The sequence below is a fragment of the Paenibacillus sp. FSL W7-1279 genome (genome assembly GCF_037969845.1).
Taxonomy (GTDB): Bacteria; Bacillota; Bacilli; order Paenibacillales; family Paenibacillaceae; genus Paenibacillus_AQ.
Genome location: NZ_CP150215.1, coordinates 4,296,418 through 4,312,931 on the forward strand (window position 1 = coordinate 4,296,418; position 16,514 = coordinate 4,312,931).

Genomic DNA, 16,514 nt, shown 5'->3' on the forward strand with positions numbered 1-16,514 from the left:
ATTATTTCGATTCAATTGGCAAACAGAAAAGACGACTGCATCGCAGTCGTCTTTTCTTGCTCATGTGGATCATGAATCTTGCTCATGTTGGTCATGAATCTTGTTCATTTTGATCATGAATCTTGCTCATTTTGATCATGAATCTTGTTCATTTTGATCATGAATCTTGCTCATTTTGAGCATGTATTATGTTAACCAATCGTCAAAAGAATCCGCCAACCTTTGCAACTCCTGAAAGAACATGCTGGCATGATAACCATCACACACAGCATGGTGCACCTGCAATGAGACTGGAAGCAGAATACGGCCTCCCTGCTTGGTATATTTTCCGCCGGTTATGATGGGAAGAAGATAGTCTGCTTCATTGACAATGTTTAGATTAAATCCGCTAAAGCTTATCCAGGGTATCATGGATATGGGAAACGTGTTCGGAGGTGGGTTCTCTTTAACGAACAGTCCCTTTGTATCCCGATATTGCTCCATGTCCTGCTCGTAATGATCATGGAATCGATAGAAATCATTCGAAAATGCTGTCCATAAACAGGAGAACGTATGGTCATCGTTATGGAAAAAGGTATAACTCGGCGTCATTCGATCCCAGTAACCCAATTCCCCTTCGGGACTATAGGAAGTTTTGAATTCAACCCGGTCATTGACAACTCTTGTAACCAAATAAATAAAAGCTGGATAAAGCTTGAATCCATTAGCTTTTAAAGAATACAGCAAGCGAGTAATGTCGATATCCACGGTGATACTGAAGGTACATTTATTCGATCGAAGATAATGCTCGTAATAAGACTTTCTCGTCCACTCTTCAACATTAATAATGTGAAACTTCATCGTTTTTGCCCTCCTAAAATAATTTCGTTCTATTTCAGGAGGGTATATCCACTGATCTAATCACACGCCATCACTCCAAAGTTTCCGTAGTAGTAGAACTATTACATATTTTAACTTTTACAGCAATTCCTTTAAATTAACAATCTGTTATATCTTCGAATTTATCCGATTCTGCCCAGCTTCATTATTATAAATGATACAGCCATCAAAAAAAATAGGTGTCTTGTTTATGCGCCCACTGGGTACTTGTGCACTCAACACATGCACAGGATACGTATGATATACCAATTCAAGGGGAGGTGTTCGCGGATGGGGTGTCCATCTAGGAAGGCCAAACGCTGTCGGAAGAAAAAAATGATTCTCATACGTAAACCGAAAAAGAAAAAACGTCGATGTATTATTATCAGAAGGAAAGTGATCCGGGTAAAATGTCCTCCACCTACGATCATAAACGGAACCGCAGGCATACAAGGTCCACAGGGTACTACAGGATTACCTGGATCTCAGGGTATTCCAGGTCCGCCTGGACCACCAGGTCCTCAAGGTGCTCAGGGAGTACCAGGCCCTCAAGGCGCTCAGGGAGTACCAGGCCCTCAAGGTGCCCAGGGTCCTCAAGGTCCTGCGGGTGAAAGCCCCAATGAACCCTGCTTTGAAGAATTGAGAGATACTTTACTGCAATTAGACAATCAATACATTTCGGTTTCGACTTCGGGCTTCACCGATAGTATCGAGGGTCGGATTTTGCGAACCGGAGAAGGAACGGTTATTCTTACCGGCGTATTCGGAACGCGAATCATTCCGGTATGCTCTATCAATTCCGTGGACCACGGTCCCTTCGCTTATGCTTTATTTGCTTTCAACGATGTCATCACCGTCATTAATACGGCTACAAATACCATAATGGGCTTCATACCAGTCGGAGATAGTCCAAACGATATTGTCTTCACCCCTGACGGAACTCGTGCCTATGTAACTAATTTTAACGATGATAATGTCCAAGTGATTGATACCGCCTCCAACACCATCATCGGTCTTCCGATTCCCGTTGGAGATGGTGCCAATCGAAATGCCATCACGCCGGATGGTTCGCGGGTATACGTCACGAATTTTGTTGACAGTACGGTCTCTGTCATCGAAACGACCATAAATACGGTCATTGGAGCTCCAATACCCGTAGGGGCCGGTCCTAACGGAATTGCCATTACGCCGAACGGCTTGCGAGTCTATGTCGCCAACTCAACGGATGGAACCGTCTCGGTTATCGACACCGCTTCGAATACGGTGCTCGGGTTGCCTATACCGGTTGGTTTGTCCCCTGGGGAGGTGGCGATTACTCCGGATAGTACGCGAGTGTATGTCACCAATTTCTCAAGCGCCTCCGTCTCCGTCATCGATACCGCCTCCAACCTGGTCATTGCGACCATCCCTGTTGGAATTAACCCTACCGGAATCGCGATTACCCCTGATGGATCTCGGGCCTATGTCACGAACGCCGGCTCTAATACGGTGTCCATCATTCACATTGCCGCCAACACGGTTATTGCTCCAACGATCACCGTTGGTCTAGGTCCGAGCGGCATTGCGATTACCCCAGATGGCACCCGTGCGTATATAACTAATTTTCAGATTCCCGAGATTTCAATCATTAATACATCATCCAACACGGTTACCTCAATACCATTAACCAATACGGGATACACAGGGATTGGCATAACGCCTATAACGATCTAGATGGTTCATAGAAATCAATTCGATGAGAGAAGGTGCAATATGCGAAAAAATGATATCCGTGCTTGGATTCAAAAAGAACTGAATGAGCATCCGGACATCACAAGCATTCAGCTTGCGGAGAAATATCGTATTCCAATCCACATCGTCCAAATGACTAAAGATAAATTACTAAAGGGGGTCGATCGTCCACCCATTAAAGAGCATGAGTAATACAGTGATTCCCGCTTCCCGTACGATGATTGAAAACAGGTTGTAATATGTAACATTAGCTGGGCACTAGCGCACGATTTCCTCGTCCTCCAATTAAATCGGAGGCTCCATATGAGGAAATACACCTAAACGTCCCACTCAGGAAAAAGAAGACACAGTGCCCAGCAGAAGGAAACGATCAAGACCATGCATTCACACCACGCGCCTTACCTCTTGTTATTCTCCTAACAACAATAAAGGCTTCACTCCTCAAGCGGATGCTCAAGTCGTGAAGCCTAATTGTAATCAGTTCTTAATGATGTGCTTCAGGCATTTGGGTAAACAGCAGGTTTACTGGCAAATTGCTCCCTGGCGCAGCCGTCAGCATGATTTCAACCTTTTGTTCGTAATCGCCTGTACGATAGAGAACCGCTTGCTCGCCAGGAGCTACCTGTCCAAGGGAATAGATCGGTACAATCGTTCCATTTACCATAGCATACCCCGAGTACTTACCGCCCCGCGGGTTAAACGAGATCAGAGTATCCGGCGCTACGCGATCCAATGTTATTTTATACAGAACACCAAAGTTACCCGTGTTGTGCGTAATGTCCCCAACCATAGGGTCCATACCTTCCAGGTTAGGGTCATCCTGATTGTCTCCAAGTACGAGACGCTCGGAATTTGCACCCACCAGTTCGGAATAATGGATGACTCGTGTTGAATCCGGATAGGTTCCACGGTTGTGAACCCCATCGCGATTCAGGATGGGCAGCGTGCTTAAAACCTTCAATGGATCCGATTTCTCATCAATCATCACGACATCGAACTGAATTGGCAGGTCGCTGTACATATCCGAGTATAGGGAAATGACATGTCCTTGCTTCATTCTCACATCGCTCAGTTCCGTCATAACCAGTTTCTGTTCGCCTGGTGCAAGCGTCACTGAAGCCCGCTTCGAATCGTCCTGCATCGATTGGAAGTAGTTCAGCACAGACTTCTTGCCTGCTGCCGTAGCGATCGGCGATGGACCAGCAAATCCCAAGTAATCTTGTCTAAGCGTTACCGGAGTGCTGTTTTTGTTCGTTGCAATAACGTACATTTTCACATTTTTATTCAAATTGTTCACATGGTGAATCATAAAGCGCATATCGCCAACCGCCGTCTCTTGGTACACAATACCTTCGCTGTTGACGGTTTCCGGGCTGTTACTGCGAATCAACGTGCTTGGCTCATCGTAAAAATCGTAATTAATCTTCGGACGCGAAGTCACATTGCCGAGGAACGTGAATTTTTCCCCTTCCGGGATAAAGAGCATATTGAAATCCTCTTCTTGATATAAGGTCTCGTTCGTCACGTTAATCGTCGTCTCGTAGGTAGAGCTAAGTCCCTTCTTGTCCGTGGCCGTTAACTTGATCGTATAAACGCCCGGTGTGAAGAATGCATACTGTTTATTCTCCCACTTGTACGTCAGATCCTCAGGCTTGTCCTGGTCATCTGTAGTTTGATTCGTATAGGTAATCAACTCACCCATTTTATACTCGGACTTATCGGTCTCGAACATGGCAACAGGCGGAAGATTCGGCTGAATGACCGTAATCGTTTGGCTATAAGGCTCGCTCCACGCCCCTGTAGAATCTTGAACCGAGTAAGTGACTATGTATTCGCCTGGTGCATCGAAGATATCCTGTTTGCCTTCCCAGCGTTCATTGATGATTTCACCTTGTACATTCTCCAGCTGCGGTGTATAGGTCACCGTGGTTTGTCCTGCATAAATCTCCTTAGGCCCCACCGTAAACTTGGCTACTGGCTTGGTTTCCAGATTCATAATGACACGTTTGCCTACATTATCCACTTTATATTGAATATCAAGCGCTTGGGTTATAGCTGTCAGCGGAACCATGAAGGTGCTTTTCGTCTGGTAGGAGGTTCCTTTCATCTCTTTGGTTACGCCATTCACGGTATACTTGCTGCTGTCTGTTTTGAAGCGAAGCTCATTGGTTCCTTTGGTTATAACGGTTTCTTTGGTCTTCTTATCGTAAGTGACCTTGAAGCCTACACGGTCCACAAGGGCACGAATGGGAACATAGGATACTCCCTTTTTGACTTGCATCGGCTGCGGTGCATTGTAGGTAACGCCGTCTTGTACCATTTTTGTACTATTGAAATATAAAATAAGTTCTTTCCCCGTCACGGTTTGCTGGTTATTCTGGTTGCCCTGCTCTCCCGTAGTTGTTTCCGGATCTTGCACTTCGCCGGTTTCCTCTACCGGTCCTTCGGTTGTTCCTGTTTCATTAGGCTCTTGAGAGCCTTCTGTCTCTGTCGTAGTAGTTGTTTCCGTTGTTTCTGTTGTTTCTGTTGTCTCTGTTATCTCTGTTGTTTCTTGAGCAGCGTCTGTACCCCCAGATGTTACTGCTTTGGTTGCCGCAGCGTTTTGCTCGTACACTTCTTGGGTGACTGACTGTTGTGGTTTGTCTGCGGTATTTGCATCCGCGCTCGCCGGATAAACTGCCGCTAATTGGGCAACAGCCAATACGGTTAGCAATGATCGTTTCTTCAGTTTCATTCCATAACTCCTTCTAATCCTTTTTTGATATTTATTTAGGTCATACTATTAGACGCAAATTTTGGTAAAAAAGTTTCTCTGATCTGTTAATAATATTTACGATAAAATAGATTAATGTAAAACCTATGAAAAATCCCTCAACAGCACGATGGCTATTGCGGGATTATGATGTTGCATAATATTTCAGGATAGATGCCCCTGCAAATTCGTAGCCGCGATTATCTTTTTCCCGCTCCGATCATATCTCCATAGATGAACGCCTGTATCGCCTGTCGGAATATGAATATCCGTATGATAAGGAAGATTCAAAAAACTTCGGAATAACATCGTGATCATCCCTCCGTGGGAGACAATACAAACCCTTTTCAGATCAGGCTCGCTATGAATTGTAGTAAACAGCTTGGATATGAATTGTTCGGCTCTTGCTCTGAACTGTACTTCAGATTCTCCGCCTTCGATTGCATCGTGCCGTTTTCTTCCTCCATCAGGCAGGGGATATTTAAGTAAAGCCTCTTCTCTTAGCATACCGGCGATGACCCCATTATTTTGCTCCATTAAATCATCATCATAGGTAACGGGGACTTTTGTCGTTTCAGCAATGGCTGCCGCGGTCTGCTTGGCCCGGTTTAACGTACTGGAGAATATGGCATCCAAAGTATATTCACGATGAATCCACTCTGCCAGGAGCCGTGCCTGCTGCTGGCCAAGATCCGTCAGTGCAAAGTCAGCCCGTCCTTCACATCGATTCATAATATCCGCTTCCGATTGTCCATGTCTGACGACCAGAATTTCAACCATGTCACATCCCCCTGTTCTCCTATACTCTCTATAACTTATTACCAATCGCGATCCATCGCCCGTCCACATCCTCAAACACAAACTCATGATTGTTATAATCCGTTGTCGATAAAGCCCTGACAATCTTCACGCCCAAATCGATAAGTTCTTGCTGGATTTCCCGTTGTCCGTAAGTAATAAAATAAGCATCGTACCCATATCCGTAACGGATTCGATTCGGAACAACCTCAATCTCCGTCTTCGTTAATACAATCTCAACAGAGTCCTTGTAGAGGCATACATGCGGTTCTGCTGCATCAAAATAGTTCACGGCACGGAACCCGATTCGCTCATAAAACTCGCTGGTTTTCTCGAAGTTAGAGGTCGGGAAAATCTGCAAACAATGCGAAAACCCTTTATTCATCGCTCTTTCTCCTGTATAAGCTTATTTATGATCCTTCTCATTGCCACGCTTAAAATTACCGGTCACTTTAGCCATCATCAGTTGGGCTTCTTTGAAGTCTGCCCCGGTTACCCTGGACAGAAATTTATCACTTTCTTTACCCGACAGGATCTTGACTTGTTTCCCCATCCAATAAATGAATACTTTATGATCTTTGGTAACCGAATAAGTAAACACTTCTTCATCCAGTCGATTGCGTTTATCCACATTGCCCATTTTTACTACCTCCTGAGGATAGTAACTCTATTGCTTATTCTTAATTTCCCGTATATCTTTGATCATCATGTCGAGTCTCTCAATGATTCTCTCGTCATTGTCCAGTTTCTTTTTGAGTCTAACCTCAATCACAATGAGTTCAATAATAAGCAACACGATAAGAACACCGATAATCATAGTCCGCTCCTTTCTGAACCTGATACCTTCACCATGTTATACATGAAGCTCAAGTCATCCGATCTTCCTTCATCCTCTCGGTAATCGGAGCCGTTCCAAACAGATGAAGGATAGCCAGGTAGAGTGGGTACAACGCCAAAGCAACGATGGCCATGAGTCCTGTTACAGGATTCGGTTTGTCTGCCGGATGGGTGATCGGAAACCATGCAGCCACAATATAGGTCAATATAATGAAATAGGGGATCCACAAAATTAGCGAAAAGAAAGACGCTTTACGGCCACCTAACCAATGCCTGATCAGCTTCGGAAATCCGAAACCCGATAGAAGCAGGCCAACAAAGAAGAAAACCAAAATCACAATATTCACGTGATCCAGCCCCCAGCCTGTCACTCGACTGATTCGGTAAACGTTGGCCATGAGCTCAATCCCGACAAAAGGGAACCAGGCATACAAAAAACTCGACATATTTAATCGAATGACGAAGCTCATGTTTCACTCTCCTGAAACTTATATAGCTGAAGCCGATGATTAGCAGAACGATTTATTAAACCAGCTCTTTAATCAGATACAGGTTCAGATCGTCATCCGCACATACCATGTCACCGGGCACCACAGATTCGTTGTTGTACATAATTCCGTTGCCGTCCGGAATATAGCCGCGCCGGACATATATTCTTTGAGCCGCACCGTAGTCCCTGTACAATCCAACTCCGATACCGATACGCGGCATTTTTTTGCGGACGATGTTCTCGAATTCTTCCATGATGCTGTTAGCTATGCCGTTTCTCCGGTACTCCGGGAACACATTCAGATCATTGATTTCCGGAATGCTCTGCTCTCGAAAATAGGGATAACTCGATTCGTATTTCAAGTGGGAAACACCGGTCAGCTCCTCATGAACAAAAGCCAACAAGGTGACACGCTTGCCGATTTGGTTCTCATATTCGCATAAATCGTAATACTCATCCGGGCGCATTATATTTTGCTGCTGAAACGCTTCCTTCCAGATGCTTTTAAGCTCCGTGTTATCTAACACCATTAATGTAACGTTCATTGGTTTACCTCGCTGTTATGTATTTTGTTGGTAGGATTCAGCTCAAGATATAAGATGTTACGTTGGATTTCTTTCAACATTTTAGCGTGCGACCTGCTTCAATACCCGCTGGATAAAGTCGGATTTGCCTTCCGAATAGGCTTTTCGATCATTACGAAAAGTTATGGCTAGTTCTTTCTTTAATGAGGCGTATTCTTTGACAAGCTCCGGGTTATTGATGAGAGCATCCCGAAAAGTAATATGCCTGTATAGTTCTTGGTTGTCCCGATGGCAGACATATAAATGCTGGGTCATTCTCAAACTAATCTCCTCGCTGTAGGGAACATACTCATCTTTCCTATCAAAAGCTTCCCTGCCCTCGACCCCTAAATCCCCCTGATGGCTATAGCCAAGGGTTTCTAATTTCGCAATGACCGCCGGAAGCGATTTCATGGATTCGATCACAACATCGATATCCAATATTGGCTTCGCGGCAAGCTTTGGTACGGAGGTGCTTCCCACATGCTCGATACTCAGCGCATCAGCACCAAGAGTAAGTGCCAATATGGATTGAATCTCCTGAAACATTTTTGGCCATTCGGGATTATATTCCTCGATGATGACGGGTTTAGGTGTCATTTATGCGGCTCCTCCAGCAGATTATATCATGTAAAAATCCATGATTATGTTTCATCTAAAATCTCGTATGCCTGCCTCAAACGCCTCAGCGTCTTGATGAATGACTCCATGCAGCGCCTCTTGCAAGGCAAACGTGCTTCTATAAAAATGAACGCGCTCCGCGATGGGGTCTCCATTCGGATACATGGCGATACACTTTTCGAAAAACTCTTGACCATACCCCGCTAGGATTCCCGCTAAATCATATGCCGGGTCTCCAATCCCTGAACCCCCAAAATCAATGATGCCCGTCATTCGACCTTTCTCCGGACTCCAAAGTATGTTGGACGTGCCAAAATCACCGTGAATGCAGGTTGGACGAATGTCACGATTCGCAGGGTTGTTCAGAAATCTTGTGAAGTTGCTTGAGATTTCCTCTTGTGCATCGGGCCTGATGAAACGAAACAACTGGTCTTGAATTTGTGTGTACAATCCGGATATCTCTTCGTGGACATTTACAACATTTCTATCGTCAGCGATCCATTCATTGATCTCCACAGTATGAAGCTGAACGAGAAATTCGACCATCTGTTCTGCTACCCTATCCTCGATGTCCGAATTCCTGTGTGAAAGCAGATCTTCTGACCATAACGGCTGACCCTCGATTAACGGATAGCCCATGAACATTTTACCCACCTGCAGATCGTCAAATGAAACATACATCGGATTCGGTATAAGCAGCGTTACCTTGTTCTTGATCCTATTCAGTAATTGAGTTTCTCTGATCATCGCTTGGAGACTTTCTGCATACTTAGGAAATCTGAAGACCAGCGTCTGATTCACAATCAACACATCGTTGTTCTGACCTATGTTGTTCATCTCAACGTCTTGAAGATCCAGGTGCGGATAAACTTCTTGGATGCGCTGGGTATATGACGGTATCGGGTTCATTGCATAAACTCCTTCTACTTGCGAATGTCGTTAACCTCTATTTTAATGCTTTTCCTTAACCTGGTAAATCATGACGGAGCAATATTGGCGACTTCGTTGGAAATTTTCTGCATGACAAGCTACAAAATATCAGAAGTTCGTTCCCAAATTTCTGACAGGTAATTCTCCTTAATTGAAAGGGCCAGGACACGTGTCCTGGCCGCTCTTTCCTGATGATAACAATGCTATATAACGGTTTCACGAAAAGGATATCCGATCTCGCCTATTCTTTCATTCGTTCTGCCCGAATAATTCTACGGATCGATTGCTCCGTTAAATAATATCGTTCTGACAATGTACGGATGGAGTCGCCATGCAAATAACTTTTGAGAATGCTCCGATTCCGAATATCCAGGTCCTTCTTGACCCCGGTTTGTTCACCCCAGGACTTCCGGTTCTCCGACTTTCTCGGAATATAAATATAACTTCCATCAATATATTGTTGAATGGTTTTGACTACATGTTCAGGTAAAATATCAAGTGCTTTCTCGTATTTCATTTTCTCTGCTCCTATCTACATAAAATCGTGTAAATAGTGAGCAAAGCCGGCACATGAAATATTGCGGTTCTAATTCATGTTGAAGAAGGCTCCGAACAAATTATCTGCCCGATATTTCCGTGCGACTTTGCCCGGAGCCTGATTTAACGACTTGAACGGTTGTGCTTCTAACGTGAGCCATCATGATTTTCACCTCGCCAGATTGGATATTTCAAAGTTTACTCGGTTCTACTTGTTATTCTAACAAATTTGTTCCCCTTTTTAACCATCAATCCGGATAGGACTCACTCCACATGGTATACTTTTCCCATAAACCAGTTAATGAGGAGCCTGTTTCCGTGGGGCCGATTGGTTGAATATAGACAAATGAAAAAGGACCTGATTCAGGTCCTTTTGTCATGCGCTCGCAGCTTCCCGCAATTTCTCATTCAACAATTGAAAAGCTTGCTGAATGCTTTCTCTTGGCGTCTTGCTGTACCGCTCCCCAATGTGAACTTCCGTATAACATTGGCTTCCCCCTGCTTCGTTTAGATAACTGATCAATCCGACGCCCGTCGCGCGGTAAACCTCAATAAGAATCGGTTCAAGCTGTTCTTTGTCCCATTCAAAATGTACATGAAACATATTCGATACGGGCACGGCAGGCTTCGTATTCACGCCCTTGCACTGATTAAACAGCGCTGCGAGCTCTTTAGCTTCCTCGTAATACCGGCCCATATTACCTATTCTTTCCTTGTAATAATAACTTGAACTGATGATATACGGGTAAAGACTGACCAGATCCCCGCCATGACGCCTTTTCCATACTTTGGATTTCTCCACAAAGTCGGTGCCGCCAGCCAGAATAGCGCCGGCAATCCCGCCTATACCTTTATAGAAGGACACATATACACTGTCAAATAGAGCACAGATTTCGGCCGCCGTTTTTTGATAATACGGAGTGATCTCGAACAATCTTGCCCCGTCCAGATGCAGCTTTATGCCTTGAGAACGACAATACGCCGATATGGCCTCCAACTCTTCGTATTCGGGCAGCTGCCCTCCGATTTCACGCTGCGGCAGCTCCAGCAGCAAACATGCAATTTCGCGATTCAGATTCTGCACGTCTTCAAGCGTAATCAAACGCTCTTTATCAGCAAGAAGAATCGGTTCGATATGATGCAGCTCCTTAAGCCCGTCCTCTTCGTGAATCTCCAGATGACAGAGGGGATGATAAGCCACTTGTTTCAGCCCAGCATCATCGCACCAGATCCGCAAAGCAATCTGCTGCGCCATGGTTCCGCTCGGAAAAAAGACAGCCGATTCCTTGCCCAGAACGTCTGCCATGCGCGCCTGAAACTCCTCAATGATGGCACCTTTGCCGTATGTATCCCCCATCTGCGACCCATCCACATCCCGAAATGCCTCCAGCAGCACCTCGAGATTCCTGCGGCTATGTCCAATCAATGGATAGGCTGTTTCGCTATAAGCTTCGCTAATCGATTTACGTTGTTCTCCCATGTCGCATATCACTCCTTCTCTTTAACCGATAATAAGAACTCATCATCAGACGTAAAAATTTAATTTCTTCGCTTATCAAGCATACTAGATAAATGAATAAGTGGAAAATCATATTCGCTTTCGTAATACCTTCGGAAAAACTTGACAAAAGTAAACCGAAGGATTACATTGTATATGAGCATATGTTCATATTATAAATAACGCAAATGGTTCCATGATTATTGATTTATTCCACAGTTGGATTCGAAGGGAGTTTTCGATTATGCATCATCATAACCACCATCATGGGCATGACCACAGCCACCATGATCATGCCCGCTCAGGAAACAAAAAAGGACTTGCCATTGCCCTCATCATCACACTTGGCATCATGATTCTAGAGTTTATAGGGGGCTTGCTGACCAACAGTCTGGCTCTGTTATCCGATTCCGGGCATATGTTAAGTGATGCCAGCGCTTTGCTGCTCAGTCTGATCGCATTATGGTTTGCCACAAAGCCCTCATCGCCGAATAAAACCTATGGCTTTTACCGTTTTGAAATATTGGCAGCACTACTAAATGGCGTCGCCTTGTTTGTCATCGCCGGCTTTATCGTATGGGAAGCGATTCAGCGCTTTGACGACCCGCCAACCGTCGCCAGCGGAAGCATGATGCTCATTGCAGCCATCGGCTTGTTGGCTAACCTTCTCAGTGCCTGGTTCTTGATGCGAACGGGAGATGTAAAGAACAATGTGAATCTCCGCAGCGCATACCTCCACGTTATCGGCGATGCGCTCGGCTCGGTAGGAGCCATCATCGCCGGGATCGTGATGATGGCCTTCGGATGGTATATTGCGGATCCTATCATATCCATCCTTGTGTCGATCTTGATTCTGAAGAGCGCTTGGAGAATCATACAGAATACCGTTCATATTCTGATGGAGGGAGCACCGGCAGCGATAAACCCTGAAGAGGTAAAGAAATCCCTGCTGTCTATACCTGGGGTCACCGGCATCCATGATCTTCATATTTGGACGATTACGTCCAATTTCGATTCCTTAAGCTGCCATCTCGTCGCCGAGGATGAAGCGAGCAGTTATGAGATTCTGCAACAAGCGATCGATCTTCTGGACAGCCGATTCCACATCGAGCATTCAACGATCCAGATTGAGAACTCCACTATCACGCATCGTGATAATAAAGTCTAATCTCTTCTCTGCGGTAGTCCTTTAGTTCATGAAAAGGGGAAAAAAAGCTGCCGAGGTTTACACTTTTTACAAGCTCGGTTGACCTCCATAATGAGAGTATCAAGACATTCTACCGGCGTTACAGCAAACTCCGAATGTCTGATAGGGAGGTTAACATGAGCAACGATTTTTATACACTGGAAAAACTGAACGAATACCAGCAAGCAAAATGGGACGAACTTGATCGTCAAGGAAGATTCATTATTCATGACGAGATCGCATGTGAATCGCAGCATACCTCAAACAATACTCGAATTATCGATAAACTTTATGGCTTCTTTCGAAAGCGGAGATCCCGAAGAAGCCGCACAAAATCCTTATAAGAAATAAAGAGCAAGCGCGGTTGTTCGCGCTTGCTCTTTTTATGAGAAGAAATCATACACGCCAAATCTGCTTGAAATCCAGCCATCCCAGATTATTGATGACAACCCCTTTATAAGAAGGATCCAAGCTTGCGTAAAATCTCGTATGAACCAAGAATGATACATGCGCTTCCTCCCGAAGCCTCTCTTCAATATGGGACAACAAACTCAAACGCTCCTCATACCACTCGCTGGCAAGCGCATCATCCACGCAATCCTTCACCCAATGATGCAGCGATGGATCCATGAACTCTTTAACCACGCTTCCCTTCTGCTCGTAATTCTCGATTAAACATACTTCTTCACCTGGAAGAACAAGGCCGTGCAAGACACAATCCATGGTGTTCATCACATCCGATTGGTGTATGGTATCCATCCTCTCCTCCCGGATGATCAATGGTATCCCGATGGAAGCGCACTGCTTCTGAACCCATTCGGCGTCTTTGATATGATTTGCGAGCGTAGCCATGGTAATGGGAGAGCCGTCATAACCCGACTGTTTCAGCAGTGACTTTGCGAGCTCGGGATCATGTCGGTCTTTACGGTAAGGCGCTTGCTCATCCATGATGAATCCTTTGGCCGGGTATAGCCGGTTGCCGCCAAGTTCGCGTATCATCTCGGCACGGTTCAGAATCAAGCTGAATGCCCGGCGAAATTCGATGGACTGATAGGGCCCCGGCTTCTTCATATTCCACGTAATCAAAGTCGTACAGCCTTCGGAAGATTCTATGATATCCACAGCATGCTTCTCGCCTTTATGCTCGATACGCTCCGGATTTTGCAGCAGCCGCTCCCAGCTGACCTCGCAGTGCTCCGCATCTTCGGGCATCATGATAATGTGGATGTTGTCCAAATGCGGCCGTCCCTGATAATAATGGGGATTCGCACGTATGGTCAGCCGTTCATCGGTCCATTCTTCCACCTGAAAAGGGCCCGTTCCGACAGGAAGCTTCCAGAACTGTTCTTCATTAAGACTCACCAAATGTTTGGGCACGATGGACATGCAAATGGAGCTAACAAACCGGATAAAAATTCGATTCGGCTTGTTAAGAATAAAACGAACCTCCCGAGGCGATACCGCCTCTACTCGCTGCAGTTCACGCACGATCCAAGCATTTCGTTTATCCCGTCCCAGGCGTTCTACCGTGAATTTCACGTCCTCCGCCGATAACTCTCTACCGTCATGGAACCGGATTCCTTTACGCAGGTGAAAAGTCCAGACCGTTCCATCCTCATTGCTGTTCCAATAATGCGCGATAACGGGAAGATATTGATCGTTGGCATTATCGTATATCACCAGCCGGTCAAATATCTGCTGGATCATATGCGCTTGAAAACTGTAGTAGCATTCGGCCGGATCCAACGTTTCAATCAAGCGGTACACGGGAAGCCGCAGCGAATCCCTTGCTTCCGCTTCCCCTTCTCTCATCTCCTTGCTAAAGCCAAAATGCCCGTTCATCCATTCCACGTAAGAATCGTTGGTGTGAATACCTTGACCATAGGTTCGCAGCAGTTCGAAGGCCTGCCGATATTCCCCTTTTAACGCGAGCTGCTGCGCAGCTTCCTGAAGCAGATCAGCTTGATCGGCTAGAAAGGTAAGCTTGGAACGATTTCCTCGCCCGCGTCCTGCCTTCCACATAATCCAACCCTTCTCCTCGAGCTTGCGTATAACGAGCTTGGCATTCCGCGTTGTGCAATATAGCGTTTCGGCGATCTGCTCAAGCGTCACTTCCGTAGCCGTGTTGGCCGGAGCGTTAACAGCAAGCTTTTGGTGCAGCATGAAGAATTGTTCGTACAGCATTGCAATCCGCTCCCCCCTGGTAACATCTATACGATTTATTCTACTTGGAGATCGTTTCGAGCGCGAGTCCCTTTTCGGTAGAAAACCATTATATTCGAAAAAGAACAAAGGCATTCCATATGTCGGCCTACACAAGTTGTTAGTCATGAGTTTACACGCCATGATGGATAAGCGCTGCTTCCTTCATGTCATCATTCACAGGATTGAATGATAAGCTCAACCGCCTTCTGCAGTGTCAATGCAAGCTCCTTGCCCTCGGTCATATTCTTCAATCGAACCATGCCCGCCGCCGCTTCTTCTTCGCCGATTAGGATGGCATATGGAATACCCTCAGCTGAAACAGAAGCTAATGTTTTCTTTAATTTGCGGCGGTTGTCCGCCAATCGCGTATGAATCCCGCGATTCCGGAGTGCCGCTGCAGCCGTCAATCCTTCGGGTATGGTTTCTCCTATAGGGATAACCACAACGAGCGGCTTGTTTGTTTCAATCGGACGGTTTCGGATCATCTCCATGATGGATTCCATGCCGAACGAAAGACCCACCGTAGGATAAACAATGTCCTCGCGTCCAACGAGCTGCCCGATAATCGCGTCATACCTGCCGCCTCCACCCAAGCTTGAACGAAAGCCCTGAGATGCGTCAAAGATTTCGTAAACGGTTCCTGTGTAGAAGGACAATCCTCGGGAAAGAAACGGATCAAATACGCAGATGTTTTGCAGCCCGACGCGCTGCAGCATATTTTGCAGGATCTGGACTTCTCGTGCTCCGCGCTCGTTGTCCAGGTTGTATGTGCTTGTTATTTGCGCTAATGTCGGCTCCTTGAGATCAACAAAATCAAGAATTTGACGACAAATCTCCGATGCGAGCTCCTTACCCGCAAGCTCTTGTCGAACCCCCTCCTTACCCATCTTGTCGAGCTTATCCAGCGTCAGCATGACGGTTGGTTTCATCTCTTCCGGTACGCCCAAAGCTCCAAGAATTTCACCAAGGAAGCTTCGGTTGTTCCACCGGAGCATGATCGGGATTTCAAGTCTCCGAAACACTTCGGCTGCAAGCTGCATTAGCTCAACCTCCGCTTCCGGTCCCGAGATCCCCACCACATCAACGTCGCACTGCAGAAACTCCCGCATTCTTCCCCGTTTGACGGGACCATCGCGGAATACCTTCCCCATCTCATAACGTTTGAAGGGCTGGCTGATGGCGGGATTCAGCGCGATTACCTTGGCGAATGGAATCGTCAAGTCGTACCGGAGGCCCAGACGTCGCGTTCCCTGATCTGTCAGCTGGTACATTTCCTTCAGAATTTCTTCCCCTCCTGCGTATTTGGAAGACAATAACTCGGATTCATTCAGAATGGTTGTCTCCATTTCAGCATAGTCATAACATTCAAACACTTCACGCAGCGTCGATTGCACCTTTCTTCGGATCGCCTGTTCTTGGCCAAAATAATCATACGTTCCTTTTACGTTCTGCATCGTAATCATCCTTTCGTTCTAAATGAAAATCAAAACCACCCGTGTGAACGGGTG

The 16,514-nt window shown here is 45.9% G+C and carries 16 protein-coding genes; 3 read left to right on the forward strand and 13 right to left on the reverse strand.

Annotated features, from left to right (window positions below; all coding sequences use genetic code 11):
* Positions 1 to 186: 186 nt before the first annotated feature.
* Positions 187 to 840 carry a type A chloramphenicol O-acetyltransferase gene (catA, locus tag MKY82_RS19015; RefSeq protein ID WP_339294108.1) on the reverse strand — a complete coding sequence of 218 codons (654 nt, stop codon included), beginning with the start codon at positions 838 to 840 and terminating at the stop codon, positions 187 to 189.
* A 741-nt stretch (positions 841 to 1,581) separates the two neighbouring features.
* Here catA and MKY82_RS19020 point away from each other — a divergent pair.
* The gene (locus MKY82_RS19020) at positions 1,582 to 2,571 is read left to right on the forward strand and encodes a beta-propeller fold lactonase family protein (protein ID WP_339294109.1); all 990 of its coding nucleotides are present in this window, start codon (positions 1,582 to 1,584) and stop codon (positions 2,569 to 2,571) included.
* Positions 2,572 to 2,610: 39 nt separating this feature from the next.
* On the forward strand, positions 2,611 to 2,781 hold the full coding sequence (locus tag MKY82_RS19025) for a hypothetical protein (RefSeq protein ID WP_339294110.1): 171 nt from the start codon (positions 2,611 to 2,613) through the stop codon (positions 2,779 to 2,781).
* 292 nt (positions 2,782 to 3,073) lie between these two features.
* Here the strand turns inward: MKY82_RS19025 and MKY82_RS19030 are convergent, their stop codons facing one another.
* From MKY82_RS19030 to MKY82_RS19075, 10 genes are all read right to left on the reverse strand, one after another.
* Positions 3,074 to 5,323, reverse strand: a complete 2,250-nt coding sequence (locus tag MKY82_RS19030; RefSeq protein ID WP_339294111.1) for a stalk domain-containing protein — start codon at positions 5,321 to 5,323, stop codon at positions 3,074 to 3,076.
* Between the two features lie 183 nt (positions 5,324 to 5,506).
* The gene (locus MKY82_RS19035) at positions 5,507 to 6,121 is read right to left on the reverse strand and encodes a histidine phosphatase family protein (RefSeq protein WP_194543166.1); all 615 of its coding nucleotides are present in this window, start codon (positions 6,119 to 6,121) and stop codon (positions 5,507 to 5,509) included.
* A 28-nt stretch (positions 6,122 to 6,149) separates the two neighbouring features.
* On the reverse strand, positions 6,150 to 6,524 hold the full coding sequence (locus MKY82_RS19040) for a VOC family protein (protein WP_071218503.1): 375 nt from the start codon (positions 6,522 to 6,524) through the stop codon (positions 6,150 to 6,152).
* Between the two features lie 21 nt (positions 6,525 to 6,545).
* On the reverse strand, positions 6,546 to 6,779 hold the full coding sequence (locus tag MKY82_RS19045) for a hypothetical protein (protein ID WP_194543168.1): 234 nt from the start codon (positions 6,777 to 6,779) through the stop codon (positions 6,546 to 6,548).
* 226 nt (positions 6,780 to 7,005) lie between these two features.
* The gene (locus MKY82_RS19050; protein ID WP_220684896.1) at positions 7,006 to 7,446 is read right to left on the reverse strand and encodes a hypothetical protein; all 441 of its coding nucleotides are present in this window, start codon (positions 7,444 to 7,446) and stop codon (positions 7,006 to 7,008) included.
* Between the two features lie 55 nt (positions 7,447 to 7,501).
* Positions 7,502 to 8,011: a GNAT family N-acetyltransferase gene (locus MKY82_RS19055; protein WP_339294112.1), complete on the reverse strand. Its 510-nt coding sequence runs from the start codon at positions 8,009 to 8,011 to the stop codon at positions 7,502 to 7,504.
* A gap of 81 nt (positions 8,012 to 8,092) precedes the next feature.
* On the reverse strand, positions 8,093 to 8,629 hold the full coding sequence (locus tag MKY82_RS19060) for a GrpB family protein (RefSeq protein WP_339294113.1): 537 nt from the start codon (positions 8,627 to 8,629) through the stop codon (positions 8,093 to 8,095).
* 51 nt (positions 8,630 to 8,680) lie between these two features.
* Positions 8,681 to 9,559: an aminoglycoside phosphotransferase family protein gene (locus tag MKY82_RS19065; protein ID WP_339294114.1), complete on the reverse strand. Its 879-nt coding sequence runs from the start codon at positions 9,557 to 9,559 to the stop codon at positions 8,681 to 8,683.
* Positions 9,560 to 9,821: 262 nt separating this feature from the next.
* Complete coding sequence (locus MKY82_RS19070; protein WP_071218508.1) at positions 9,822 to 10,097, reverse strand: CD3324 family protein; 276 nt, start codon at positions 10,095 to 10,097, stop codon at positions 9,822 to 9,824.
* Between the two features lie 396 nt (positions 10,098 to 10,493).
* Positions 10,494 to 11,597 carry a beta-eliminating lyase-related protein gene (locus MKY82_RS19075; RefSeq protein WP_194543173.1) on the reverse strand — a complete coding sequence of 368 codons (1,104 nt, stop codon included), beginning with the start codon at positions 11,595 to 11,597 and terminating at the stop codon, positions 10,494 to 10,496.
* 262 nt (positions 11,598 to 11,859) lie between these two features.
* Here MKY82_RS19075 and MKY82_RS19080 point away from each other — a divergent pair, with 262 nt between their 5' ends.
* The gene (locus MKY82_RS19080) at positions 11,860 to 12,783 is read left to right on the forward strand and encodes a cation diffusion facilitator family transporter (RefSeq protein ID WP_339294115.1); all 924 of its coding nucleotides are present in this window, start codon (positions 11,860 to 11,862) and stop codon (positions 12,781 to 12,783) included.
* Positions 12,784 to 13,197: 414 nt separating this feature from the next.
* Here MKY82_RS19080 and MKY82_RS19085 read toward each other — a convergent pair whose 3' ends face one another.
* On the reverse strand, positions 13,198 to 14,985 hold the full coding sequence (locus tag MKY82_RS19085; protein ID WP_339294116.1) for an ABC transporter substrate-binding protein: 1,788 nt from the start codon (positions 14,983 to 14,985) through the stop codon (positions 13,198 to 13,200).
* A 191-nt stretch (positions 14,986 to 15,176) separates the two neighbouring features.
* Entirely contained in the window at positions 15,177 to 16,460 is a 1,284-nt protein-coding gene (locus tag MKY82_RS19090; protein WP_339294117.1) for a histidine--tRNA ligase, read from the reverse strand.
* Positions 16,461 to 16,514 lie beyond the last annotated feature (54 nt).